This window comes from Wolbachia endosymbiont of Listronotus oregonensis (assembly GCF_031205055.1).
In the GTDB taxonomy this organism is placed as follows: domain Bacteria; phylum Pseudomonadota; class Alphaproteobacteria; order Rickettsiales; family Anaplasmataceae; genus Wolbachia.
On record NZ_CP102118.1, the window covers coordinates 773,824 to 796,385 of the forward strand.

The 22,562-nt window shown below is 35.6% G+C and carries 11 protein-coding genes and 11 pseudogenes; 11 read left to right on the forward strand and 11 right to left on the reverse strand.

Annotation, left to right across the window (positions count from 1 at the left end; all coding sequences use genetic code 11):
• Window positions 1–7: 7 nt before the first annotated feature.
• From NMD99_RS03880 to NMD99_RS03895, 4 genes and pseudogenes are all read right to left on the reverse strand, one after another.
• A pseudogene (locus NMD99_RS03880) lies at window positions 8–970 on the reverse strand (HlyC/CorC family transporter); the annotation flags it as partial.
• A 93-nt stretch (window positions 971–1,063) separates the two neighbouring features.
• Window positions 1,064–2,029, reverse strand: a complete 966-nt coding sequence (locus tag NMD99_RS03885; protein WP_309165561.1) for an IS110 family RNA-guided transposase — start codon at window positions 2,027–2,029, stop codon at window positions 1,064–1,066.
• 196 nt (window positions 2,030–2,225) lie between these two features.
• A pseudogene (locus NMD99_RS03890) lies at window positions 2,226–2,567 on the reverse strand (CNNM domain-containing protein); the annotation flags it as partial.
• Between the two features lie 88 nt (window positions 2,568–2,655).
• Window positions 2,656–3,834, reverse strand: a complete 1,179-nt coding sequence (locus tag NMD99_RS03895; RefSeq protein ID WP_253309373.1) for an aspartate aminotransferase family protein — start codon at window positions 3,832–3,834, stop codon at window positions 2,656–2,658.
• Between the two features lie 274 nt (window positions 3,835–4,108).
• On the opposite strand from NMD99_RS03895, the gene NMD99_RS03900 reads away from it, so the two are divergent.
• Window positions 4,109–5,281, forward strand: coding sequence for an NADH-quinone oxidoreductase subunit D (locus NMD99_RS03900; RefSeq protein WP_253309374.1), 1,173 nt, complete (start codon window positions 4,109–4,111; stop codon window positions 5,279–5,281).
• A gap of 18 nt (window positions 5,282–5,299) precedes the next feature.
• Here the strand turns inward: NMD99_RS03900 and recJ are convergent, their stop codons facing one another.
• Window positions 5,300–7,039 carry a single-stranded-DNA-specific exonuclease RecJ gene (gene recJ, locus NMD99_RS03905; protein ID WP_264687720.1) on the reverse strand — a complete coding sequence of 580 codons (1,740 nt, stop codon included), beginning with the start codon at window positions 7,037–7,039 and terminating at the stop codon, window positions 5,300–5,302.
• Window positions 7,040–7,166: 127 nt separating this feature from the next.
• Between recJ and NMD99_RS03910 the strand changes: the two are divergent.
• A pseudogene (locus tag NMD99_RS03910) lies at window positions 7,167–8,151 on the forward strand (IS481 family transposase).
• Window positions 8,152–8,421: 270 nt separating this feature from the next.
• Here NMD99_RS03910 and NMD99_RS03915 read toward each other — a convergent pair.
• Window positions 8,422–9,830: pseudogene (locus NMD99_RS03915) on the reverse strand (IS4 family transposase).
• A 164-nt stretch (window positions 9,831–9,994) separates the two neighbouring features.
• On the opposite strand from NMD99_RS03915, the pseudogene NMD99_RS03920 reads away from it, so the two are divergent.
• From NMD99_RS03920 to NMD99_RS03960, 9 genes and pseudogenes are all read left to right on the forward strand, one after another.
• A pseudogene (locus NMD99_RS03920) lies at window positions 9,995–10,295 on the forward strand (major capsid protein); the annotation flags it as partial.
• A gap of 453 nt (window positions 10,296–10,748) precedes the next feature.
• A pseudogene (locus NMD99_RS03925) lies at window positions 10,749–11,193 on the forward strand (IS110 family transposase); the annotation flags it as partial.
• A gap of 215 nt (window positions 11,194–11,408) precedes the next feature.
• Entirely contained in the window at window positions 11,409–12,374 is a 966-nt protein-coding gene (locus NMD99_RS03930; protein WP_309165561.1) for an IS110 family RNA-guided transposase, read from the forward strand.
• 83 nt (window positions 12,375–12,457) lie between these two features.
• Window positions 12,458–13,353: pseudogene (locus NMD99_RS03935) on the forward strand (transposase); the annotation flags it as partial.
• Window positions 13,354–13,367: 14 nt separating this feature from the next.
• Window positions 13,368–13,531 (forward strand): annotated as a pseudogene (locus NMD99_RS08090) (helix-turn-helix domain-containing protein); the annotation flags it as partial.
• A gap of 223 nt (window positions 13,532–13,754) precedes the next feature.
• Window positions 13,755–14,985 (forward strand): annotated as a pseudogene (locus NMD99_RS03945) (IS256-like element ISWpi15 family transposase).
• Between the two features lie 256 nt (window positions 14,986–15,241).
• Window positions 15,242–16,510 carry a proline--tRNA ligase gene (gene proS / locus NMD99_RS03950; protein ID WP_264688213.1) on the forward strand — a complete coding sequence of 423 codons (1,269 nt, stop codon included), beginning with the start codon at window positions 15,242–15,244 and terminating at the stop codon, window positions 16,508–16,510.
• Window positions 16,507–16,877: pseudogene (locus NMD99_RS03955) on the forward strand (holo-[acyl-carrier-protein] synthase). The gene proS and the pseudogene NMD99_RS03955 overlap by 4 nt, the downstream one beginning before the upstream one ends.
• Window positions 16,878–17,394: 517 nt before the next feature.
• On the forward strand, window positions 17,395–18,891 hold the full coding sequence (locus NMD99_RS03960) for a proton-conducting transporter transmembrane domain-containing protein (RefSeq protein ID WP_253309487.1): 1,497 nt from the start codon (window positions 17,395–17,397) through the stop codon (window positions 18,889–18,891).
• Here the strand turns inward: NMD99_RS03960 and NMD99_RS03965 are convergent.
• The 5 genes and pseudogenes from NMD99_RS03965 to NMD99_RS03985 all read right to left on the reverse strand — a co-directional run bounded on the left by NMD99_RS03965 (window position 18,888) and on the right by NMD99_RS03985 (window position 22,500).
• Window positions 18,888–19,559, reverse strand: a complete 672-nt coding sequence (locus NMD99_RS03965; RefSeq protein WP_253309488.1) for a VirB8/TrbF family protein — start codon at window positions 19,557–19,559, stop codon at window positions 18,888–18,890. The genes NMD99_RS03960 and NMD99_RS03965 overlap by 4 nt on opposite strands.
• A gap of 58 nt (window positions 19,560–19,617) precedes the next feature.
• On the reverse strand, window positions 19,618–20,412 hold the full coding sequence (locus NMD99_RS03970) for a hypothetical protein (protein ID WP_253309489.1): 795 nt from the start codon (window positions 20,410–20,412) through the stop codon (window positions 19,618–19,620).
• A 73-nt stretch (window positions 20,413–20,485) separates the two neighbouring features.
• Window positions 20,486–21,307 (reverse strand): DNA polymerase III subunit delta', encoded by an 822-nt coding sequence (locus tag NMD99_RS03975; RefSeq protein WP_253309490.1) that lies wholly within the window; start codon window positions 21,305–21,307, stop codon window positions 20,486–20,488.
• 17 nt (window positions 21,308–21,324) lie between these two features.
• Window positions 21,325–21,912 (reverse strand): L-threonylcarbamoyladenylate synthase, encoded by a 588-nt coding sequence (locus NMD99_RS03980; protein ID WP_253309491.1) that lies wholly within the window; start codon window positions 21,910–21,912, stop codon window positions 21,325–21,327.
• 118 nt (window positions 21,913–22,030) lie between these two features.
• Window positions 22,031–22,500: pseudogene (locus tag NMD99_RS03985) on the reverse strand (hypothetical protein).
• Window positions 22,501–22,562 lie beyond the last annotated feature (62 nt).

Sequence of the window (22,562 nt, forward strand, 5' to 3'; positions counted from 1 at the left end):
CCACTAATTAATTGCTGCTACTAGTATTACCAGTTTTTACTTGCACTTCAACAACAGTAATAATATTTTTATCTTTTTTTAAAATCTTAAAGCGAAAACCATACATGGAAAACTCCTCGCCTTCGTCAGGAATGCGCTCTATTTCATTCACAATCATACCTGCTAGAGTTGTAGCTTCTTCATCAGGGAGATTCCAGTGTAACTGCCTGTTAATGTCCCTAATAGTAGATTTTCCTTCTATGTGATACATATTGTCAGATATTTTCTTTATGAAATTCTCCGTGATCAAATCATGTTCATCCGAAATTTCTCCAACTATTTCTTCCAGTATGTCCTCAAGAGTTACAATTCCCTGCAGTGCTCCATACTCATCAATAACAAATGCAAGGTGTTTCCTGTTCTTACGGAAGTTATGAAGTTGCACGCTGAGCGGTGTACTTTCTGGTATAAACCAAGGCTTTGACATAACTTGGGTAATGTCAACTTCTTCCGCTTTATTATTCTTTTCACGCAAGGCATTTATTAGACCCTTCACGTGAATTACACCGATAATATCATCTGGTTCTTTTTGCCATAAAGGTATCCTACTATGACTGCTAGTTAAAATTTCCCTTATTAACTCTTCTTTACTTCGATTTATATCAAGAGAAAATAAATTTCTTCTATGGGTCATAATTTGTGATATTTCTGTCTCAGCCAAATCAAGTATGCTGCTTAGCATATCTAAATCCTGTTGTAACATAGTTCCTTCACTGCGGTGAAGAGTAATCATATTACGCATTGCATCCGCTGCAGATATTACTTCCTTATCTTTATGCAGCCCACATAATTTCAGGATGAGGTTAACAATAAATTGAATACCTAGCGTCAATGGAGAAAAAATCTTTACAAAAAACAATACAAAATAAGCAGAAAATGATGCAAATTTTTCAGGATTTTGAATAGCATAAGTTTTTGGTAGAACTTTGCAGCAGTTGTGTTAAAAGTCAATAGAAAAATTGATGTAGCTGTGAATAAGTACTTAAAATTTGTGTGGGCGTACTTATTCACAGCTATGCTATTGCTATATAGAAGCAGTTTTAGGGCTATACTCCTCAGTAAACAGTCTACCGTCTCTTACTAAAGAGTTAGCAAGGATAAGTAATTTTCTCATTGCAGCAGTAGAGGTAACTTTATATGGTTTTTTATATTGATTGTATAGCCTATCAAAGAAGATTTTTATATAAGAATTGTACCTTTGCGCACTAAGAATGCACATATGTAAAACCTTTCTAATTTGTGATCTACCACCCTGAATACACCTTTTTCCCTTACTAAAACCACTATCTCGATTAAAAGGTGCAACTCCGGAAAGGCTGGATATTTCTTTATGTTGGAGAGTTCCAAGCTCGGGTAGATAACAAATAAAAGTAATAGCTGTTATTGCACCTACACCAGGTATACTAGTTATTGACATATACTTTTTTTTAAGCTCTTGATTTTTATCGACTAATTCCATTATCTCATCTTCTAAGACTTGAATTTGATTTTGTAAAACTGCAAGTAGCTCTTCCATTTGTTTGATTATAGATAAATCGGTTACTTGATGAGCTTGGGTTTTTTGTATTTTTGCTATTTCTACTAGTTGATTCCTGCGAGATAATTTTTGCTTCAAACAGTCAATACTACTAACTTTTAAAGGAGTGACACGCATGTCTGTATTACTAACATAACGTGAGATGATGCTACAGTCTATTTTATCAGTTTTAGTAGCAATACCAAGGCTTTTTGCATAGTCTCTTACCCATCTTGGTTGAATGACATATACTTCAAAACCATGTCTTAATAAAGTATAAGCACATAATTTTTCGTATCCACCCGTTGCTTCAAGTCCAACTTTGGTTACGTTATGTAAACGCAAAAAGTCAAGTATTTGATCAATAGCTTGAACGTTATTTTCAAATACTTTATGATGTCCAAGTGGATGAATATGGATATCTAGTTTATTTTTGCTAATATCAATGCCAGTAATAATATTTGATAAATTCATAATCCCTCCATAAATAATGTGTATACTGCATTTTCCACCCTTATATACGAGCCTAAAAGCTCAACCAGTTGTTCGGAACTTTCAGTATAATAAACCAGAGAGGAGAACCTTGCTGCAAAACGGTCCTTATGACCAAGAATATGTACGGTTCCTCCTCTCTGCGTGTCTTTATACCGCTATTTCGTAACATTTATAAAGACTTGTTTTTAACATATAAGAATAATAAAATACAAAATGTCATTATAATTGTTGATAGGAGAATGCCCTCATTTCCAAAAAGATTGATAAATATTGCTGTAAATAAAGCAGAGCAAGTAATATTAATAATTGTATTGCCGAGCAATACCGTTCCTATTGTCAATTCTTTCTTATTTAATAAGCGGTCTATTATCCTGGCTCTTTTGTTACCGTCTAGCTTTAGCTTATTAACTCGAGAACGGCTAATTGAGGTTAAGCCTATTTCTGCTCCTGAGAACAAAAACGATAAAATTAACAAAATAAAAATTGCTGATGATACTAAGACCAATAACCAATCCATTAAAGTACGATGTTATTGTGATAAAAAATAAAATTAATTTTACATGTTATGAGAGGTATTTGCAAGCCTGAATTTATATTGCCGAATTTTATATATCTTTAATCTTAAAAAATAAATCATAAAGCATATTACACGCCGCATTCACATGCTCATCCTCAATGATAAGTGGTGGGGTTATCCTTACTACTTTGTTGTTTGAAACCCTAGTTATTATTAAACCTTTATCAAGAGATCGACTAATAACTTTATCAGCTACAGGAGTTGCTAGTTCTATTCCCATTAGTAACCCTTCTCCACGAACTTCTGAAATCATCTCAGGAAATTCTTTAGCTAAAGGCAACAGCTTTTCTTTTAAATATTTACTAATTCTCTTAACATGATCAAAAAAGCCTTCTTTTAGCATTATATCGAGCACTGCATTACCAACAGTCATGGCAAGTGGATTGCCACCATAGGTTGATCCATGAGTTCCTGGAGTGATTGCTTCTGCTATGTAATCTTTTACTAAACATGCAGCTAGAGGAAAACCGTTACCCATAGCTTTTGCACAGGTTAGCATATCAGGTTCAATGCCGACATTTTGATAATAAAATAAAGAACCGATGCGTCCATATCCGCATTGCACTTCATCAAAGCACAAAATTATCCCTTGAGCTTTTGTTATTTTCCTTACTTTTTGAAGATATTCTACGTCTAGTGGATATACTCCGCCTTCGCTTTGTATGGGCTCTAAAAACACAGCAGCTGTTTCATTGCTGATTTTTTTCTCCAAAGCTTTAATGTCATTTCTTGGCACTTTATCAAAACCAGAAAGAAGCGGAGCAAAACCTTCGCGTGATTTTTCACTGTTTCCAGCAGAAATTGCAGCAATACTGCGGCCATGAAACCCTCCTTCAATTGTAACAATACGATTACGTTTTGCTTGCCTTTTTGAATAAAAGTAACGACGAATAAACTTAATTGCAGCTTCTGTTGCTTCAAGCCCACTTGAGCAGAAAAAAACTTTATCTGCAAAAGTAAGGGTTGTTAAACGGTCAGCAAGCCTTTCTTGCTCGGGAATAGTGAAAATGTTAGAGCAGTGCCATAGTGAGCTCAATTGCTCTTTCAGTTTGTCTGTAATGTATGGATGACAATGCCCTAAAGAAGTTGTAGAAATACCTGCAGCAAAATCTAAATATTTTTTACCATCTTTGTCAAAAAGATATGCCCCTTCTCCCCTAACTATAGGAGTGTCAAGTCTATTGTACGCATTAACAACATGATCCATTTTATAAGTATTGTGGTATTATCTGTATTATACCTGAAATGAATCCATTAACACAAAGCTTTTCCTTTAACCTCTTATGCTACCTCAACTAAAAATTTGGCTAATGCAAACCTTTTTTGTCATTCTATAGCTAAAGTGACTTAGTTTTACCAACACTTATTAGCATTGTAAAAGTTTTTGTTTCTATTGAATGACAGTTGTAGCCTATGCAAGAAGTCTATTGACTTTGAGCGCACTTTAGCCTATACAATTTTAATATCTTAAACTACTGGACATGCCCGATCTAAAGACAATGATGTTAAATTTTGGCCCTCAGCACCCAGCTGCACATGGAGTGTTGCGCCTTGTTTTAGAGATGGACGGCGAAGTGGTTGAGAGAGCTGATCCTCATATTGGGCTTTTGCACCGCGGTACTGAAAAATTAATAGAACATAAAACGTACCTTCAAGCTTTGCCTTATTTTGATCGCCTTGATTATGTATCACCAATGTCACAAGAGCATGCATATTCACTGTGTGTGGAGAAATTGTTGCAATGCGAAATTCCAATTAGGGCAAAGTATTTACGTGTCTTGTTTTGTGAACTGACGAGAATACTAAATCATTTACTGAACGTCTCTTCTCAAGCACTTGATGTTGGAGCAATGACTCCCCTTTTATGGCTCTTTGAAGAAAGAGAAAAAATACTGGAATTTTACGAAAGAGCTTCAGGTGCAAGGTTTCACGCAGCTTACATCAGGCCAGGTGGAATTGCAGCAGATGTTCCAGAAGGTTTGATTGAGGATATTGCAAAGTTTATAGAGCAATTTCCAAAGTATATAGACGATGTTGATGAACTTTTAACAGAAAATAGAATATGGAAGCAACGCACTGTAGGAATTAGTGAAATATCAGTAGCGCAAGCACTTGATTGGGGCTTTAGTGGCCCAATGTTGCGCGCTGCTGGGCTTGCTTGGGATTTGCGAAAAAGCCAGCCATATGAGATATATGATCAACTAGATTTTGATATACCGATCGGCCAAAATGGCGACTGTTATGACCGTTATCTAGTTAGAATGGCAGAGATCAGGCAGTCTGTTAGCTTAGTGAAGCAGTGTATAGAGAAAATGCCTGAAGGGCCAGTAAAAACTGAAGATAGAAAAATTTCTCCACCGCCAAGAGCGGAGATGAAAAAATCTATGGAAGCTCTCATCCACCATTTTAAACTTTATTCGGAAGGGTATCATGTACCAAAAGGTGAGGCTTACACAGCTGTTGAGGCACCAAAAGGCGAGTTTGGAGTGTATATAGTTTCAGATGGTACCAATAGACCTTACAGATGCCGAATAAGAGCACCTGGCTTTGCACATTTACAAGCCTTAGATTTTATGGCAAAAGGACACATGCTTGCCGACGTTGCAGCAATTATTGGCTCACTCGATATAGTTTTTGGTGAGATTGATAGGTAATTATTGTAAAATAGCAACTCAACTAATGGTCAATACATCTTCTATTAAAAATTGTACAAATTCATTGCCATTCCAGTAATTCATAGAGATTTTACCCAAAATAGCTTTAACATTACCCTGCATGATAGCAGAGCCAAGATGAGTATTTGCAGAACGAAATGCAATAGCTCTTACCATAATATTATCATCAGCAATAAAACATTTTATATGGTCAACTCCTATAACTTCAGGCTTTCTTATCTTTGCTCCTTGGATAATAAACCTTGGTTCAGGATTCCCAACTCCAAATGGTCCCAAGCGTTGCAATTGATTCCATAAAGATAAATTTATTGCTTTAGCAGTTACTATACTATCAGCTTTTAAAGTTTTCTCATTTATAGAGTTTGAAAATCTTTCAGTAAAAAAATCATGCAAATCATTTATTTTGTCTTCTTTAATTGAAAATCCTGCCGCCATACTATGGCCACCACCTTCAATAATTAAATTTGTAAACTTTGCGGAAAGGACTGCAGCACCGATATCAACTCCCAAAATTGATCTACAGCTTGCTTTTCCTATTCCATTGTTTAAAGACATCACTATTGTTGGTAAGTGAAACTGCTCCTTTAGCCTCGATGCAATTATACCGATTATTCCCTGGTGCCAGTTGCCGCTTACCATTATAAAATTTACACCTAATTGGGCAAATTTTTCCGCTTGTGCTGTAGCTTCCAAGAGAGCCTCATTTTCTAACACTTTCCTTGCATTATTCAAATCTATTAATTTTAGCGCGATTGAATGTGCCTCTTCATCATCATCGGTGGAAAGCAACCTTGCACCGAGCGATGCTTCTCCAATTCTTCCTCCAGCATTTATGCATGGCCCAATACTAAACCCTAATCGTGAAACACTTGGTTTTTCAAGGATCCCCAAAGCATCAAATAAAACACGCAAGCCAACGTTTTTTCTTGCTGACATAACTTTTAATCCTTGTGAGACAAATGCTCTATTGAGGCCTGTAATCTGCATAACATCGCAAACAGTTCCAAGGGCAACTAAATCCAGCAGATCAAATAAATCTGGTTCTTTTTTGTTGGTAAAAAATCCTTGCTCACGTAGGCTTTTATTAAGAGCAATAATCAGCAGAAATGACACTCCAACTGCTGCAAGGTTAGTATAAGGAGAGCTTTCATCAAGGCGGTTTGGGTTAACAACTGCTACGGCGCTTGGTAACTTTTCCGTACCAAGATGATGATCGACAACTATAATATCAAGACCAAAGACCTTTGCATCTTCTATTGGTTGATATGCAAGCGTACCGCAATCAACGGAAATACATAAATCGATCCCGTTTTTTTTAAGTTGTAATAAAGCATCTGTGTTTAATCCATAGCCCTCATCAACACGATCTGGAATGTAGATTATAGAGTGTATATCGATTGCTCTCAGGTACCTGTTAATCAATGCTGACGACGTTGCACCATCAACATCATAGTCACCAAATATTGCAATGTTTTCATTATTTTTTATTGCCCGTATTATACGAGAAACAGCTTTATCCATATCAAGAAGGTGAAAGGGATCTGGTAATAGCGATCTGATTAGTGGATATAAGAAGTCGCTCGCATTTTCTATGTTAACACCACGAGTAACCAATATTCTTGCTAGTACTTCTGGCAACTCAAATCTCTGTATAAGAGTTAAGATTTCCCTTTGATCTGCTTCTTGCAACTTCCACAATGCATTTGTTATGCTGCGCTTTTCAATTTCAAGTAGCATATTCTTTGTAAATAAAACTACTTTACCAGAACTTTTAAACTTGTTCTATAATTGTATTAGATGCACAGTTCCAGAGTGTGATGGTATGATAAAATGTGAGAAAAAAATATCATCAAAGGGAGGAATTATGGGACAAGTATTACATGGGTGCGCCAGAACAACAGAGACAATTTGTAGAGCAATACAAAATAGTAAAGAGAGCATAGCAAAACTCTCCAAGTGTTATAACCTTAAACCAAAAACTATTATTAAGTGGAGAAAACGCTCATTTACCAAAGATGCTGGTATGGGTCCAAAGCATCCAAGATCAACTGTTTTAACTTTAGAAGAGGAGGCTATAATTGTTGCATTTCGTAAGCATACTCTATTGCCATTAGATGACTGTCTCTACGCTTTGCAAACCTCAATCCCACATTTGAGTCGCTCCAGCTTACATCGTTGTTTACAAAGGCACAACATTAGCAGACTACCAGATGTCGATGGTGAAGTTAAATCAAGAAAGAAATTCAAACAATATCCTATAGGCTATTTCCATATTGATATCGCGGAAGTTAGAACAGAAGAAGGAAAGCTGTATTTGTTTGTTGCAATAGATCAAATTCACCTACGTTGAGTTGCACAAAAGTGCTACAAAACCCATAGCTGCTGAGTTTTTAGGTAATCTGATTAGAATTTTACCGTATAAAATCCACACTATTTTGACAGATAATGGCATACAATTTACAAATCAGAAGCGCCATAAATACGCCTTCCAACACATATTTGATAGAGTTTGTGAAGAAAATAACATTGAACATCGTCTGACAAAAGTTAGCCATTCTTGGACAAATGGACAAGTTGAACGTATGAATAAAACTTTAAAGAATGCTACAGTTAGGAAATATTACTATCGTTCGCATCAGCAACTTAAGGAGCATCTTTATGACTTTGTTATGGCCTACAATTATGCAAAGAGACTCAAAGCTCTTAGGGGTCTTACGCCTTTTGAATTTATATGTTCTCAGTTGACAAAGTCTCCTGAATTATTTATAATAGATCCACACCATCACACTCTGGAACCATACATCTTATTCGTCTCAAAGACTGGTGGCAAATACTCAAAGCCAAACTAAGAGGACACTATAACTACTTCGGGATTAGCGGAAATTATCGATGGCTCAATAAGTTTAATTGGGCAGTAAAGAAACTAACGTTTAAGTGGATAAACCGACGTAGCCAGAAAAAGAGCATGAATTGGGAGCAATTTATTCATTATACACAAGTCAATCCACCACCAAAACCAAAAATATGTTTTTCCTTGTATACACAGGAGGTATGTCGTGAACGCTAATATTGTGGAGCCGTGTGCGGGAAAGCTGCATGCACGGTTCTTGCGCTTACTATTACCCACAAGTATAGAATTCATGAGCAAGTCTCCATCCTTCTGCTAAATCAAAGAGACGTTTCCATCCCTTCCACAAAGCTATAGCTAAGTCATTTTTGCGAGCTAAAAACCCTCCTAACTTGGCCACCCACCTCACAATTTCTCTTATAGGTGCAGGATAGTTTTTTGTCTTAAGCATTTTGGTATATAAAACCTTCCATTCGTCATCAGTCAGTATGACAGTGCAAGAAAGATTCGCTAGCTACCAATGTGATAAAAAATATTCTCCATGCAATTATACTCATAATTGTAAGAAAGCGGATCAATCTATCTGCTGTTTGGAGCCTACATTCTTCAACTTTAAGACCGGATTTCAAAATTTTATGAAAAACCTCTATTCTCCATCTTAAGCAATACCATTGTATTTTTTCTACTGCTTCTTCAAAATTATTAATATTTATATTTGTTAACAAAATCCAGTTCATGGGCTCTTCGCCAAATGGGGGATATTTTTCTATAACATAGACAGCATTTAAATTTAAATTAGGAAGTTTTTGGGTTTTACGTCTAGCGTTGTTTTTTGATGCATTCATCACAAAGTTACTAAACTTTACTTCTAAAACTGTTGTTCTTTGAGGTTTGTTATCGCGAGCAGACTTGAATTTCTCCTTGACAAGACATGCGATTCATCAAATCCCACAATCTTTCACCACCTTTTTCAGAATAAGTCGACTTCTTGTTTACTGTTCTGTTTTGATTTCCTCTTACTACAAAAAGAGATTGATTAGTGGAAGCAACTTCAAATAAATCATAAATATCTGCTTCTCTATCACAAACGGTAACTACCTTAACATCCTTTAATCCAGGATGTTTAGTAGAGTCTTTAAGTGCACCGTATGCTTTCTTTCTCTTCTATGGGAAGAGCAGTATTATGGCTTCTTCTTTTCAACTCCTTTAGGTCTTCAGCTAAGGAAGGTCTAGTACTAATTTTTTGATCCAATAATCCTATCTTCTGTTGTAACTGCAAACGTTGTATGCATCATGGGTTTTAAAATTAGTTGTTTTAGATGTTAATCTTGCTGCTATAATCCCTAATCCTTCGGTCTTTTTATGATTTTTATATGAAATATAACTCGTGTCCTGGATAGCTAAGATAGTTGAGTATTCTTTAGCTCTTTCAACAGTTTTAATTATATGACTGTCTAATATCTTTCTTTCAGAAATGGCATCGTTTTGGAAAAATCTATAAGCTGCTTTACTTTGATGCCAATCTTCACAAGCTTGATTTATTGAACGCTCAGGCGATTCAGCAAAACTATTAACTATTTTTAGAAACCTTTTACTTAATCTTATATCACCAAAATTAACAATTCCAAATTCACTTTCTGCCCATTCGCCAGTTGAGGTATTTATAGTTCTTTTCATCATATATTCCATTTTTAGACCATAGATCTATTTATAATAGAAAGTTGAATTAGTAAAATAGCAGCTTTTTCTCCATTTTTAGATTTATGGGTAATAGTAAGGTTCTTGCGGGGGAGTTATAGAAGTAAAACTCAATCAAGGGGGATAGGACTATGACTTCTACCGAACGATCAGGATTTACGTTCTGTGGAATAACATTTGAGGAGTACAGAGGACAAGCAACCGATCCTGAAGGAATTGTGAGAAGGTTTATAGAAAAAGATACAGGACATTGTTTTCCACTAGGAACAGCAAGCACATTTACTACTTACTTTGCGCCAGCGGACTTTAATGAAACAGTTTGGTCAGCCATTGTATGCAAAACAAGAGCCAAGAAGATTTGATAGAGGAACTGACCTTCATACCCAATCCAACCCTTTGCCGATGTGCCACCGTCCGGGGATATTAGTAAAAATCGTTGCAGCATAGAGGAGCCAAAAGGAGATTTCCTCCTACCAATATAGCCACTTTCTTAGCGTGCTTCTTAAGTTACTATATAAAGGTAAAATGGTTTCCATGTTTGAGCAGGTAGATCAGCTATAAAAAAGAAGTGAGGTAAGGAAGTGGTCTACCCTGCTCCAAGTAAAGGCTAGTACATAAAAGCAAAAGATGCAAGCATCGAACAGACGAAATCTGTCAAATCAGAAAGAAACACACAAATTTAAGTTTTTAGTAGTTTTCAAGTATAGTTGTACAGGGAGCGCCTCTGCAGTTATGACCGACATTTTCAATGGTGCCTAAGTGCCCGTATGCAAGCATGGTTTTGGAAGGAACGGTCAAATCATTGATGGAGTCATTTAGACTACCTCGGTTAGGAGATTGTACTATCAACCGTTCCAAGCTGAAGCGTTTCCCTATTACAAATTATATGTAGGAGTTACCATGAAAAAAGCAAAAAGTAAATTAGAAATAGTGAATCCTAATGCAGCAGGAATAGACATTGGTTCAGCTGTACACTATGTGTGTGTACCTGAAGGAAGAGATGAACAACGCGTTCAGAAATTTGGCTGCTTTACTGAAGACCTTCATAACTTAGCACAGTGGTTGAAAAAGTGTAAAGTTACAACAGTAGCTATGGAATCAACAGGAGTATACTGGATTCCTTTATTTCAAATACTTGAGTCATACAAATTCGAGGTAAAATGCACGGCATGTAAAGAATGTACCTGGTAGGAAGTCTGACGTTCAAGATTGCCAATGGCTCCAACAACTGCATAGCTACGGACTGCTTCATGGATCGTTTAGGCCAGATAATCAGATGTGTGTATTGCGCAGTTACGTGCGGCAACGCAAAAATCTCACTGAAAGTGCATCTACACATATTCTTATATGTTAAAAACAAGTCTTTATAAATGTTACGAAATAGCGGTATAAAGACACGCAGAGAGGAGGAACCGTACATATTCTTGGTCATAAGGACCGTTTTGCAGCAAGGTTCTCCTCTCTGGTTTATTATACTGAAAGTTCCGAACAACTGGTTGAGCTTTTAGGCTCGTATATAAGGGTGGAAAATGCAGTATACACATTATTTATGGAGGGATTATGAATTTATCAAATATTATTACTGGCATTGATATTAGCAAAAATAAACTAGATATCCATATTCATCCACTTGGACATCATAAAGTATTTGAAAATAACGTTCAAGCTATTGATCAAATACTTGACTTTTTGCGTTTACATAACGTAACCAAAGTTGGACTTGAAGCAACGGGTGGATACGAAAAATTATGTGCTTATACTTTATTAAGACATGGTTTTGAAGTATATGTCATTCAACCAAGATGGGTAAGAGACTATGCAAAAAGCCTTGGTATTGCTACTAAAACTGATAAAATAGACTGTAGCATCATCTCACGTTATGTTAGTAATACAGACATGCGTGTCACTCCTTTAAAAGTTAGTAGTATTGACTGTTTGAAGCAAAAATTATCTCGCAGGAATCAACTAGTAGAAATAGCAAAAATACAAAAAACCCAAGCTCATCAAGTAACCGATTTATCTATAATCAAACAAATGGAAGAGCTACTTGCAGTTTTACAAAATCAAATTCAAGTCTTAGAAGATGAGATAATGGAATTAGTCGATAAAAATCAAGAGCTTAAAAAAAAGTATATGTCAATAACTAGTATACCTGGTGTAGGTGCAATAACAGCTATTACTTTTATTTGTTATCTACCCGAGCTTGGAACTCTCCAACATAAAGAAATATCCAGCCTTTCCGGAGTTGCACCTTTTAATCGAGATAGTGGTTTTAGTAAGGGAAAAAGGTGTATTCAGGGTGGTAGATCACAAATTAGAAAGGTTTTACATATGTGCATTCTTAGTGCGCAAAGGTACAATTCTTATATAAAAATCTTCTTTGATAGGCTATACAATCAATATAAAAAACCATATAAAGTTACCTCTACTGCTGCAATGAGAAAATTACTTATCCTTGCTAACTCTTTAGTAAGAGACGGTAGACTGTTTACTGAGGAGTATAGCCCTAAAACTGCTTCTATATAGCAATAGCATAGCTGTGAATAAGTACGCCCACACAAATTTTAAGTACTTATTCACAGCTACATCAATTTTTCTATTGACTTTTAACACAACTGCTGCGTATGCAGAAGGCATTAATTCAAATGAATATACAATTCACAAGGTTATTAGTCATATTACTGGGATAACTGGTATGAAAATCATTGAAGCTATAATTGAAGGCGAAAGAGATTCTGAAAAATTAGCAGAATTCAGGGACGTGCGAATGAAAAATGATCAGTCTACTATTGCAAAAGCGTTAGCTGGTGACTATAGAGAGGAACACTTATTCACGCTAAAGCAAGAATTTGAATTATATAATATTTATCAAGAAAAAATAGCAGAATGTGATAGAAATATTGAAGCCTATTATAAAACGTTTGAAACAAAGTCTTGTGAAAGCAAACAGCTAAGTAAGCAAAAGAATAAAAATAGCAAAAGTAAGCCAAGCTTTGCTTTGTATGAGGAACTGCACCGAATAACTGGTATGGATTTCACTAAAATTCCTGGATTTGATGTATTAAGTATACAAACCATAATTTCAGAAGTTGGTATAAACCATAGTAAATGGCCAACAGAAAAGCACTTTTCGTCGTGGTTGGGACTCAGTCCTGCTAATAAAGTTACAGGGGAAAAAGTGTTTAACACAAGAACACGTAAAGTCATTAACCGTGCTGCGAATGCTTTGCGAATAGCTGCTCATTCTGTAGGAAATAGTAAAAGTGCGTTGGGTGCATACTACAGAAGATTGAAAAAACGACTAGGAGCACCAAAAGCAATAACAGCTACTGCAAGAAAAATGGCATGCATATTTTATAGTATGCTCAAATACGGACAGGAATATGTAGAAAAAGGAATGGAATACTATGAAACACGCTATAAAGATAGAACTGTAAAAAATTTGATCAAAAAAGCGAGCGAATTTGGCTACATATTAGTTCAACAAGAAGAGTTAGTTGAGTGAGTTTCTTAGGAGAAAATCCCAACATTACCATTAAAGAAACGAGAATAAGAATTCAGGAAAAGTTTGGTTTAGCAAGTCTACAGTACACCGTAATATGCAAAGAATGAAATTCTCATATATCACACCAAGACCAGTGCATAACGGACAAGATAAAAGTAAACAAGAGGAGTTTAAAAAAAAATCTTAATGAAACTATAGTATTTTCTAAAACGAATGATAAACGTCTAAAATGGTATTACCAACTAAAAGGTGTAAGTCTGTACATTGATGCATTAGAGGTCTGAGGCGACTTTTGATGGTGTGCCAACAATGCTCTATCGGATTTAGATGGGAGTGTTAAATAAACTGTGTCAAACCGAAAAAAAAGTAATAAATTGATATAAAAAAATGGAGGTTTGACAATGAGTCAGAAAGTAGTAAACAGAACTACCGGTTTGGTAGATTATAAAGAATTAGAAACAAATATCCTGTCGTCTATACGAGAAGGAAGACCGTTGACAGGAAGAGATGGAGCATTAACACCGTTTATAAAAAAGTTGCTGGAGGTAAGCCTGGAAGGTGAAATAGAAAACCACTTGTCGGCTGAAAGCGAAGAGAATAATCGAAGAAATGGGAGGAATGCAAAGACTTTACGTACAAGCGCAGGGTCATTTGAGCTTTTGACGCCAAGAGATAGGGAAGGAAGTTTCGAACCACAAATAGTCAAAAAAAGGCAAACAAACTTACATCCAGAGCTTGAAACGAAGATTTTGAGCACATTTGCCAGTGGTATGGGCTATAGAGATATAGTGTCACATGTTGAGGAAATTTATGATCACAAAATATCGGTGGCAGAGATATCAAGTATTACTGACAAATTGCTACCAGTAATCAACGAATGGCGTAGTCGCCCGCTGCAGTCTGTATATCCGATAGTTTTCATGGTTTTTTAAAGTCAAAGAGGACGGGCATTGCGTAAGTAAATGCATGTATAACATATTAGGCATAGATCAAAATGGCAAAAAAGAAGTATTAGGTTTTTATTTGGCTGAAAGTGAAGGAGCTAACTTCTGGTTGGGAGTGCTAAATGACCTCAAAGAAAGAGGAGTAGAAGATATCCTTATTGCCTGCGTTGATGGGCTGAAAAGCTTTCCTGCAGCTATAAACAGTGTCTTTCCTAATGCGGAAGTGCAGATGTGTATAGTGCATCAGATACGCAACTCACTGAAGTATGTGGCCAGTAAAGATGCGAAGAGTTTTTTGAGCGATTTAAAGAAGGTATATCAAGCTTCAAGCAAGGAAATTGCCGAGAATTATCTGTTGGAATTGGATGAAAAATGGGGCACAAAGTACCCTATGGTTATAAAATCTTGGCAGAATAATTGGGAAAACTTGTCTGGTTATTTTAAGTATTCTGGTCCAGTTAGGAGGATAATCTACACCACCAATCCCATAGAGGGGCTACATAGGCAAATTAGGAAATTCACTAAGACCAAAGGCTCATTTACCAGCATAAATGCCTTGTATAAGCAGGTATATTGTGCTATAAAGAAGGCAGAGGAAAAGTGGACGATGCCTGTACATGATTGGGCATTAACTATCTCTCAACTTGATGTTTTCTTTCCTGGCAGATTGAAAATTGAGTTGAACTAAAAATGCGGTTTGACACAGTTTATTTAACACTCCCGTCTAAGGTGTCTGGGCACTGGGATGACATCATAGGGGCGCTGGGATGACACCCTGACAATCGTCATCCCGCTACTTGTTAGCGGGATGAAAATGTTGTACCAAGACCACGGTAGCTATAAAATTATCAAGGGAAGTACCACACACTTCCCTTCTTTTTCAAAATAAGTTTACCTACAGGTCTGATTGTATTAAGATTACTTAATACAATCAGGTCTATTATATGCGTTTATCCAAATATTACCTACCAACTCTAAAGGAAAAGCCTACCCATGCTAAAATTATCTCCCATCAATATTCTTTACGTGCAGGTTTAATAAAGCAGATAGCATCTGGCATCTATACGTGGTTGCCGCTTGGTCTGCGCGTGCTTAAGAATATTGAAGATATTATCAGAGATGAAATGGATAAATCTGGTGCAATTGAAGCATTAATGCCTTGTGTGCAACCAGCAAATCTTTGGCGAGAATCGGGACGTTACGATGATTACGGTAAGGAAATGCTACGTATAAGGGATAGGCATGAGGAAGATATGCTTTTCGGTCCAACGCATGAGGAGGTAGCAACTGATCTAATTAGAGATGTGGTAAAAAGTTACAAAGATTTGCCACTTTGTTTGTATCATATCCAGTGGAAATTCCGTGATGAGGTAAGACCACGTTATGGTGTTATGAGGGGTAGGGAATTTCTGATGAAGGATGCATACAGTTTTGATGTAGATTACGAAGGTGCACTGAATTCATATAATTTGATGTACAAAACTTACATAAAAATCTTCAAACGCATGGGACTTACTCCAATTGGAGTGAGAGCGGACACTGGGCCAATTGGAGGAAATTTGAGCCACGAGTTTCATATATTGGCAAACACTGGTGAGAGCACTTTATATTATGACAATAAATTTTCTGAACTACTGGAAAGTGAAGATGTTGAAAGTTTGAAGAATATATATGCAGTTGCAGATGATATGCACGACCCTAAAACTTGCCTTGTGCCGCAAGAGCAGTTAAATGTTAGTAAAGGTATTGAAATAGGGCATATTTTTTATTTTGGCGACAAATACTCAAAGCCTATGAAGGCAAGTGTTACTTCTCAAGATGGAAAAAATGTCAACATGCATATGGGTTCGTATGGCATTGGGGTTTCAAGGCTTGTCGGTGCAATAATAGAAGCTTTTCATGATGATAAGGGAATTATCTGGCCAGAAGCGGTAGCTCCTTTCAGAATTGGTTTAATCAATTTACAAACGAAAGTAACGGAGGCTGCAGATAAAATATACAAAGCTTTGAAAAGTGATGAAGTGCTTTACGATGATACGGAAAGAAGTATAGGAGTAAAATTTTCTAGAATGGATCTGATAGGCTTGCCGTGGCAAATAATTGTTGGAAAAAAGGCAATAGATGAAAATATAGTTGAAGTAAAAAATAGAGCAACTGGAGAGGTAAAAGAAATGCAGATTGAGGAAGCAATAAATCGCTTTAGCACAAAATGATACGCGGTATCGGCACTGACATAGTATATATACCAAGAGTATTGAGAATATTACAAAAATACGGGAAAAATTTCTCAATAGAATCTACACTGAAAAAGAAATAGAGCTAAGTAGAAAGTATAATAGTCAAGAAATGCGAGCAAGGTATTTTGCCAAACGCTTTGCAGCAAAAGAAGCTTTTGTTAAAGCACGAGGTACTGGATTTAGCCAGGGCATTATAATGAAAGATATAGAAATATACAGCGATGTAAGAGGAAAACCATATATTGCTGTCAGAAAGGATTTCATCTCAAAGGACTACAAGATTCATCTTTCTCTGAGTGACGATGGAGATTACGCTACTGCATTTGTTATAATTTGCGTCTAGCAGATATTGTTTCAATTTATGCAGTTGACTTTATGCTATCTATATAGCTAAACTGACTTAGGTTTACCGACAATTTGAAAAACCGTCATTCCGCTACTAGTTAGCGCCGCGGCGGTATGACGGTTCGCGGTGGCATGACGATAAGCTTGTCATCCCGCTACGTGTTAGCGGATGAGATGCCGCGAATGAATCGCGGTATGACGTAACGACAAGTTCGTCATACCGCTACGTGTTAGCGGGATCTATGCTAAGAGATACCGTGAATAAATCACGGTATGACGGTTCGCAGCGGTATGACGATAACCTCATATCCCGCTACTAGTTAGCGGATGAGATACCGCGAATGAATCGCGGGATGACGTAACGACAAATTCGTCATCCCGCTACGTGTTAGCGGGATCTAGAGATACCGCGGCGGTATAGCTATAGCATACACAAACAACTAGTTTGCCAAAAAAACATGGCGGTTTTTCTATGATTTGAGTATAATTCTAGCTTTACCTAAACAGAAAATTTAATGGACTATATCTTAATGTATCTTTCCTTACCATTTTCAATTACTGAGAATTACTTATTAATTACTGCGTTGATTCCGCTTTTAAGTGCTTTTGTTATCTTTTTTACTGGTAAATGGCCCGGAGTGAACAATAGTATTACTGTCATTTCTTCTGTACTTCTGTTTACGTATACGTGTCTGTGCACTTTATATTGGGTATATGGTGATCATTCTCAATTTATTCTCATGGATTTTGGTAATAATTTGCACATTAGTTTAAAGCTAGAGTCTACCGGAGTAATATTCAGTTTATTAATATCGTTTTTATGGATACTAACCAGTATATATGCAATATGTTATATGCAGAATAACTATGCTGATGGCAATCACTCAAGTTTTCTATGCTTTTTTTCAATATCGATTAGCTGTGCAATGTTTATTGCTTTTTCTGGAGATTTGCTCACTACATTTGTTTTTTATGAGCTTCTAACTATTAGTACATACCCTCTGGTTACTTACAACTCAACAAATGAATCAATGATTGCAGGGCGCTATTACTTTGGCGTGCTATTTTTCTCTTCTTTAGTATTATTTTTTCCTGCAATAGGCCTTTTATATAATGAATTTCATACTTTAGACTTTGTAAGTGGTGGAATATTCAAATTTGATACTTCACTCATCACTTTCATTGCAGTGTGTTTTGCTATGCTGATTTATGGAATAGGAAAAGCTGCATTAATGCCAATGCATTTTTGGTTACCAAAAGCAATGGTTGCACCAACTCCTGTGAGTGCACTATTACATGCTGTTGCTGTTGTGAAATCCGGAGTTTTCATCATCATAAAAGTTATATTATACACTTTCGGCGTCGATAACATACAACGTTTTGTGCAGCAAAATTGGTTTGCTGGAGGGTGGCTTCCGTACGCTGCTGGATTTACTATTATTACTGCATCATTGATTGCATTAAAGCAAAAAGAATTAAAGAAATTGCTTGCTTACTCTACCATCTCTCAATTGTCGTATATTATATTATTTGCTTCAATTTTTAGTGAGCTCAGCATGAGGGTTGCAATTTTTCAATTAGTTTGCCACGCATTTGCAAAAATCACTTTGTTTTTCATTGCCGGAGCAATAATAACGAAAACAGGTGAGAAATATATAGATAAGATTCACGGTATAGGACGCAGTATGCCAATTAACATGACAGCATTTGCTATAGGTGCATTGTCTATGATAGGGGTGCCGCCTGCTCCGACTTTTTGGGGTAAATTTCTCATTTTTCAAGCTGTTTTCAACTCTGGCAATGTAATACTTTCTGTGTTTGTAACTCTAGTGTTAATTGTTAGTACTATACTTAACGCTCTGTACTTTTTACCGATAATTTACAATGCCTTTTTCTTAAAACCTTCTCAGAATTACTTTATTAAAAAAACGCCAATTCTTCTAGTTTTACCTCCAGTTATTACTGCTACATGCACTTTAGTTATTTTTTTTAGCTACCAAGTAATATTTTAAAATCTGTATTTATAACCATTAACAATAAATTTAAATGGTATTATACCAGCCAGAGTTGCTTTTATACTCGACAAAGTGAAGCTAATCTCCACAGTATGATCTTTCACCTCCTTATTTTGCTCGGTTGTAAAAACTACAGTAGCATTTCCAGCAAATGTAACTAAGTCCTTGGTCGATCGATCAATAGATAATGTTATTACATTTATGTTGGCAGTTTTTCTTTTGGATGAAGGTGAACTAACAGCTTCATTGTTCGTTTTTTCCTGAAAGCCTTGATAGATTTTATGTATAGAATTGTTTCTTATAAAATTTTCTTGGTACTTCGGTTCAACGATCTTAATGGACTCGTATATTTCAATGTATTTACTTATTAAGTACCTCGCTGTGGAAGTGTATTCATCTTCCTTTTTACTGAAACTAAGCTTATGCATTGCAGAGAACTCATCTTCTGTGTGGTTCATGTACTTCACAAAATTTAAATCTTTTTTAACAGGAAATAACAGGTATATGTTTAGTATTAATAAACATAAGCATACTAGGAGAAGCGATACTATTAATGCCATCCAAGATCTTTCTGCTACACAAAACAGATACCTATGGCAGTACCATTCGACTGCTTTACTGAAATAACTTTTGTTTTTTACTGATTCAAGCAATTTATCTTCCATAACACAATGCTACCAAACCCAATTATAATAACAATAAGATTAGATACTCTAAAAAACTTTAAAATATGTCTAAATTTTCCAAAATAGGATGAATGATTATATCACCTTGTTCCGCAATAAGGTAGAATTTATCGATTTTGCTCACATCTACATTGATCATTTTTACACTGAAATTTTCAGGATTGTAAATATTACTTTCAGCACTTTTGTGATAATTATAATAATGTAATTTATTTTGATCATCAAAATAACCAAATTCATCAGCGAGGGTTCCCACTTTGCTACCTTTACCACTTTTGACTAGCTCAAATAGATCAATTGCATGGTTTTGAGATCCAGGCTCAATAGGCCCTTCTGCAGCAAAAAACTTAGGTGCATGACCAACGTATTCCTTAAATTTTAGATTATGAGTCTTTTTTACACTACCAAAATCCACAAACTTATATTCATCTGAAACGCCAGAATATTGTGGATCATACTTTTTATATTCAAAGAACTCATTACCTAAAAAATTACAAAACGTTAATTTATAATCATCATGATCGGATTTAACGACTTTAAGGTAATGAAAATCTCTAGGAATCTTTACTTCCTCTTCCGTGATATGATTACGTACAACAAGCTCACCATTTAGCATATGATAGCCAATTTTTGGCAAAGTAGCTATATTGATTGCCTTGTTTAGCTTAAAATTTGCTTCATAAATGCCGCTTAACAACTCCTTTCCTTTTTCTAAGGTGACGTCCTGGTCTAAAGCTATATTCTTGATTGAACTTAATTCTTTCTGCATGTTTAGTATGGCTTTCGTCAAAACTTCTATTGATTGCCATACAGTTAATTTATTATCAGTCAAATTATATACTTCGAGTATTAAATTAACAGAATTTTATCATGAATTTATGTTAAAAGTATTATACTTTGTAAACTTATGTCATGATATTAACTACATTAGCTAAAACATGCTTTTTATCTAAGTGAAGTTGCTTAGCAACAACGAAAAGTTCATCTATTTTTTTCCACTGACCTAGTAAAATTTCAACACCATTTACCTCTCTCTTTATGCTTTCTAAAATGAAGGCCTGAATTATATATGATGCTAGTTCTAGTTCGATTTCGCTATTAATTACTTTATTAATCATATTGGGATTCTTTAAATCATGAAGAAATTTATAAAAGCATTTGTATGCTTCATAAGCATCACTACTTATTGCATTTATTATCATTCCTGGCATTCCAGGAAATAAAGTAATCATTTCGTCAAACGTTTGATCATCAAATTTACATTGAGATGAAGCAACTTGCTTTGTTTCGTCATAAGTTAATGGAAGTAAATTTAGCTGAAAGCACCTACACTGGATAGTAGTTTGTATATCATATGGCTTATGGCTAATTATAAATATCTTAGAATTTTTTGGCGGCTCTTCTAATATTTTCAATATTGCGTTTTTAGCGTTATTAGTCATTGCCTCTAAGCTATCTATTATAGCTATTTTGTGTTCTGATTGAATGGGACTTAAGTGTAGAAAGTTTTTCATTTCTCTGACTTTTTCTATTCCGATAGTATCACCTTCAACAATGTGTAAGTCCAATGCTACTTCATTATAGCTTTTTATGAGTAACCAATTGGAGAAGGATTTTGCAAGTGTTGCTTTTCCTATACCTTTTTTACCACAGATCAGCCAAGACTGAACAGATAAGTTGTTCATTAATTTTTTTTTGGCCTGGTTGTGACCTATTACTTTTTTCATTCTTTCTCCTATAGATCTTAGTTTGAAAATGCATTGGTTACTGTTTGTAATAAAATTGCACCTTCCCTTAAAACCTTAATCTTATCTTCGGTTAAGTCAATAATAGTAGATTCTATACCAGAAACTAATTCATCATCTTCAATCACTGCAGATAAATGTTGCTTAATGGATTGTGGTATATCGTCTGCCTTACATACACTTTTTTCTCCTGAAATATTTATACTAGTTGCAACTATTGGAACTTTCAGTTTGTTTAGTATTGAAATTGCAATAGGATGCTCAGGGATTCTGATGCCTATACTATCTTTAAAGAATTCGTTTGGCAATATATTATTGTTTTTAAGTGGTAAAATATAGGTAATCGGTCCAGGAGAAAAGTGATTTACTAAACCAATATACTTTTTCTCTAGCTTTGCTATTCTCATCAAGCTGCAAATATCACTAACAAATATAGACAGTGGTTTATTTTGAGAGCGTTTCTTTATCTGATATATTTTTCCTATAGATTCATTATTTAATGCATTACAAGCAAGAGCATACACTGTTTCTGTTGGAAAACACACTAACAAGTTGTTCTGTATTGCATTTATTATTTTAGATACCATATAGCTAAAAACTTATTCATAACAACTAGATCAGTTTTGTTGCATTGTATCTTATATAGTAACTGCTAGTTTTTGTGAACGCAATGCAACGCAGCTTACCATTTGTTATGCAGACTTGCTACAACCCAAACTCTTCATTGACTTTATCAACTATTGCCTGTGGTGGATCCTCTCCCCATCCTGAATACAAAATCTCTCCATAGTCTGCAACATCTATAGAGCCAGTTCTGCTTTTTGCTAGAAACATTTCTCTTTTCTCTTTATCAACTAATACATAATGCCACGCTGATTTTCCACGATCTTTACCACGGACTAAATATATAAGATCTGACCTACTTCTTTTTGTTGCATCAGCAAAAGATCTTTCATTGACAGTTCTGCTTTTACTTTTTATGCCGCCACTTTCAGAAAAAGCTTCCTTGGATTCGGTTTTTTTGTTTGCTAATTCAGAAATTCCCCCTTTTTCCCTAATGCCCGTTCTTTGGTGTTTTGAGACGAATACTTACTGGAAAAACCTTCCCCTGTACCGCCAGGAGTCCTGTTTGTGAAACGCTTAATAAATGAATTATTGTCGTTGTTTTCTGCCATAAAAATCTCCAAACTTTAGATTGTAGGACCCAAATTTTTACTACACTCTATCATATGTTAAT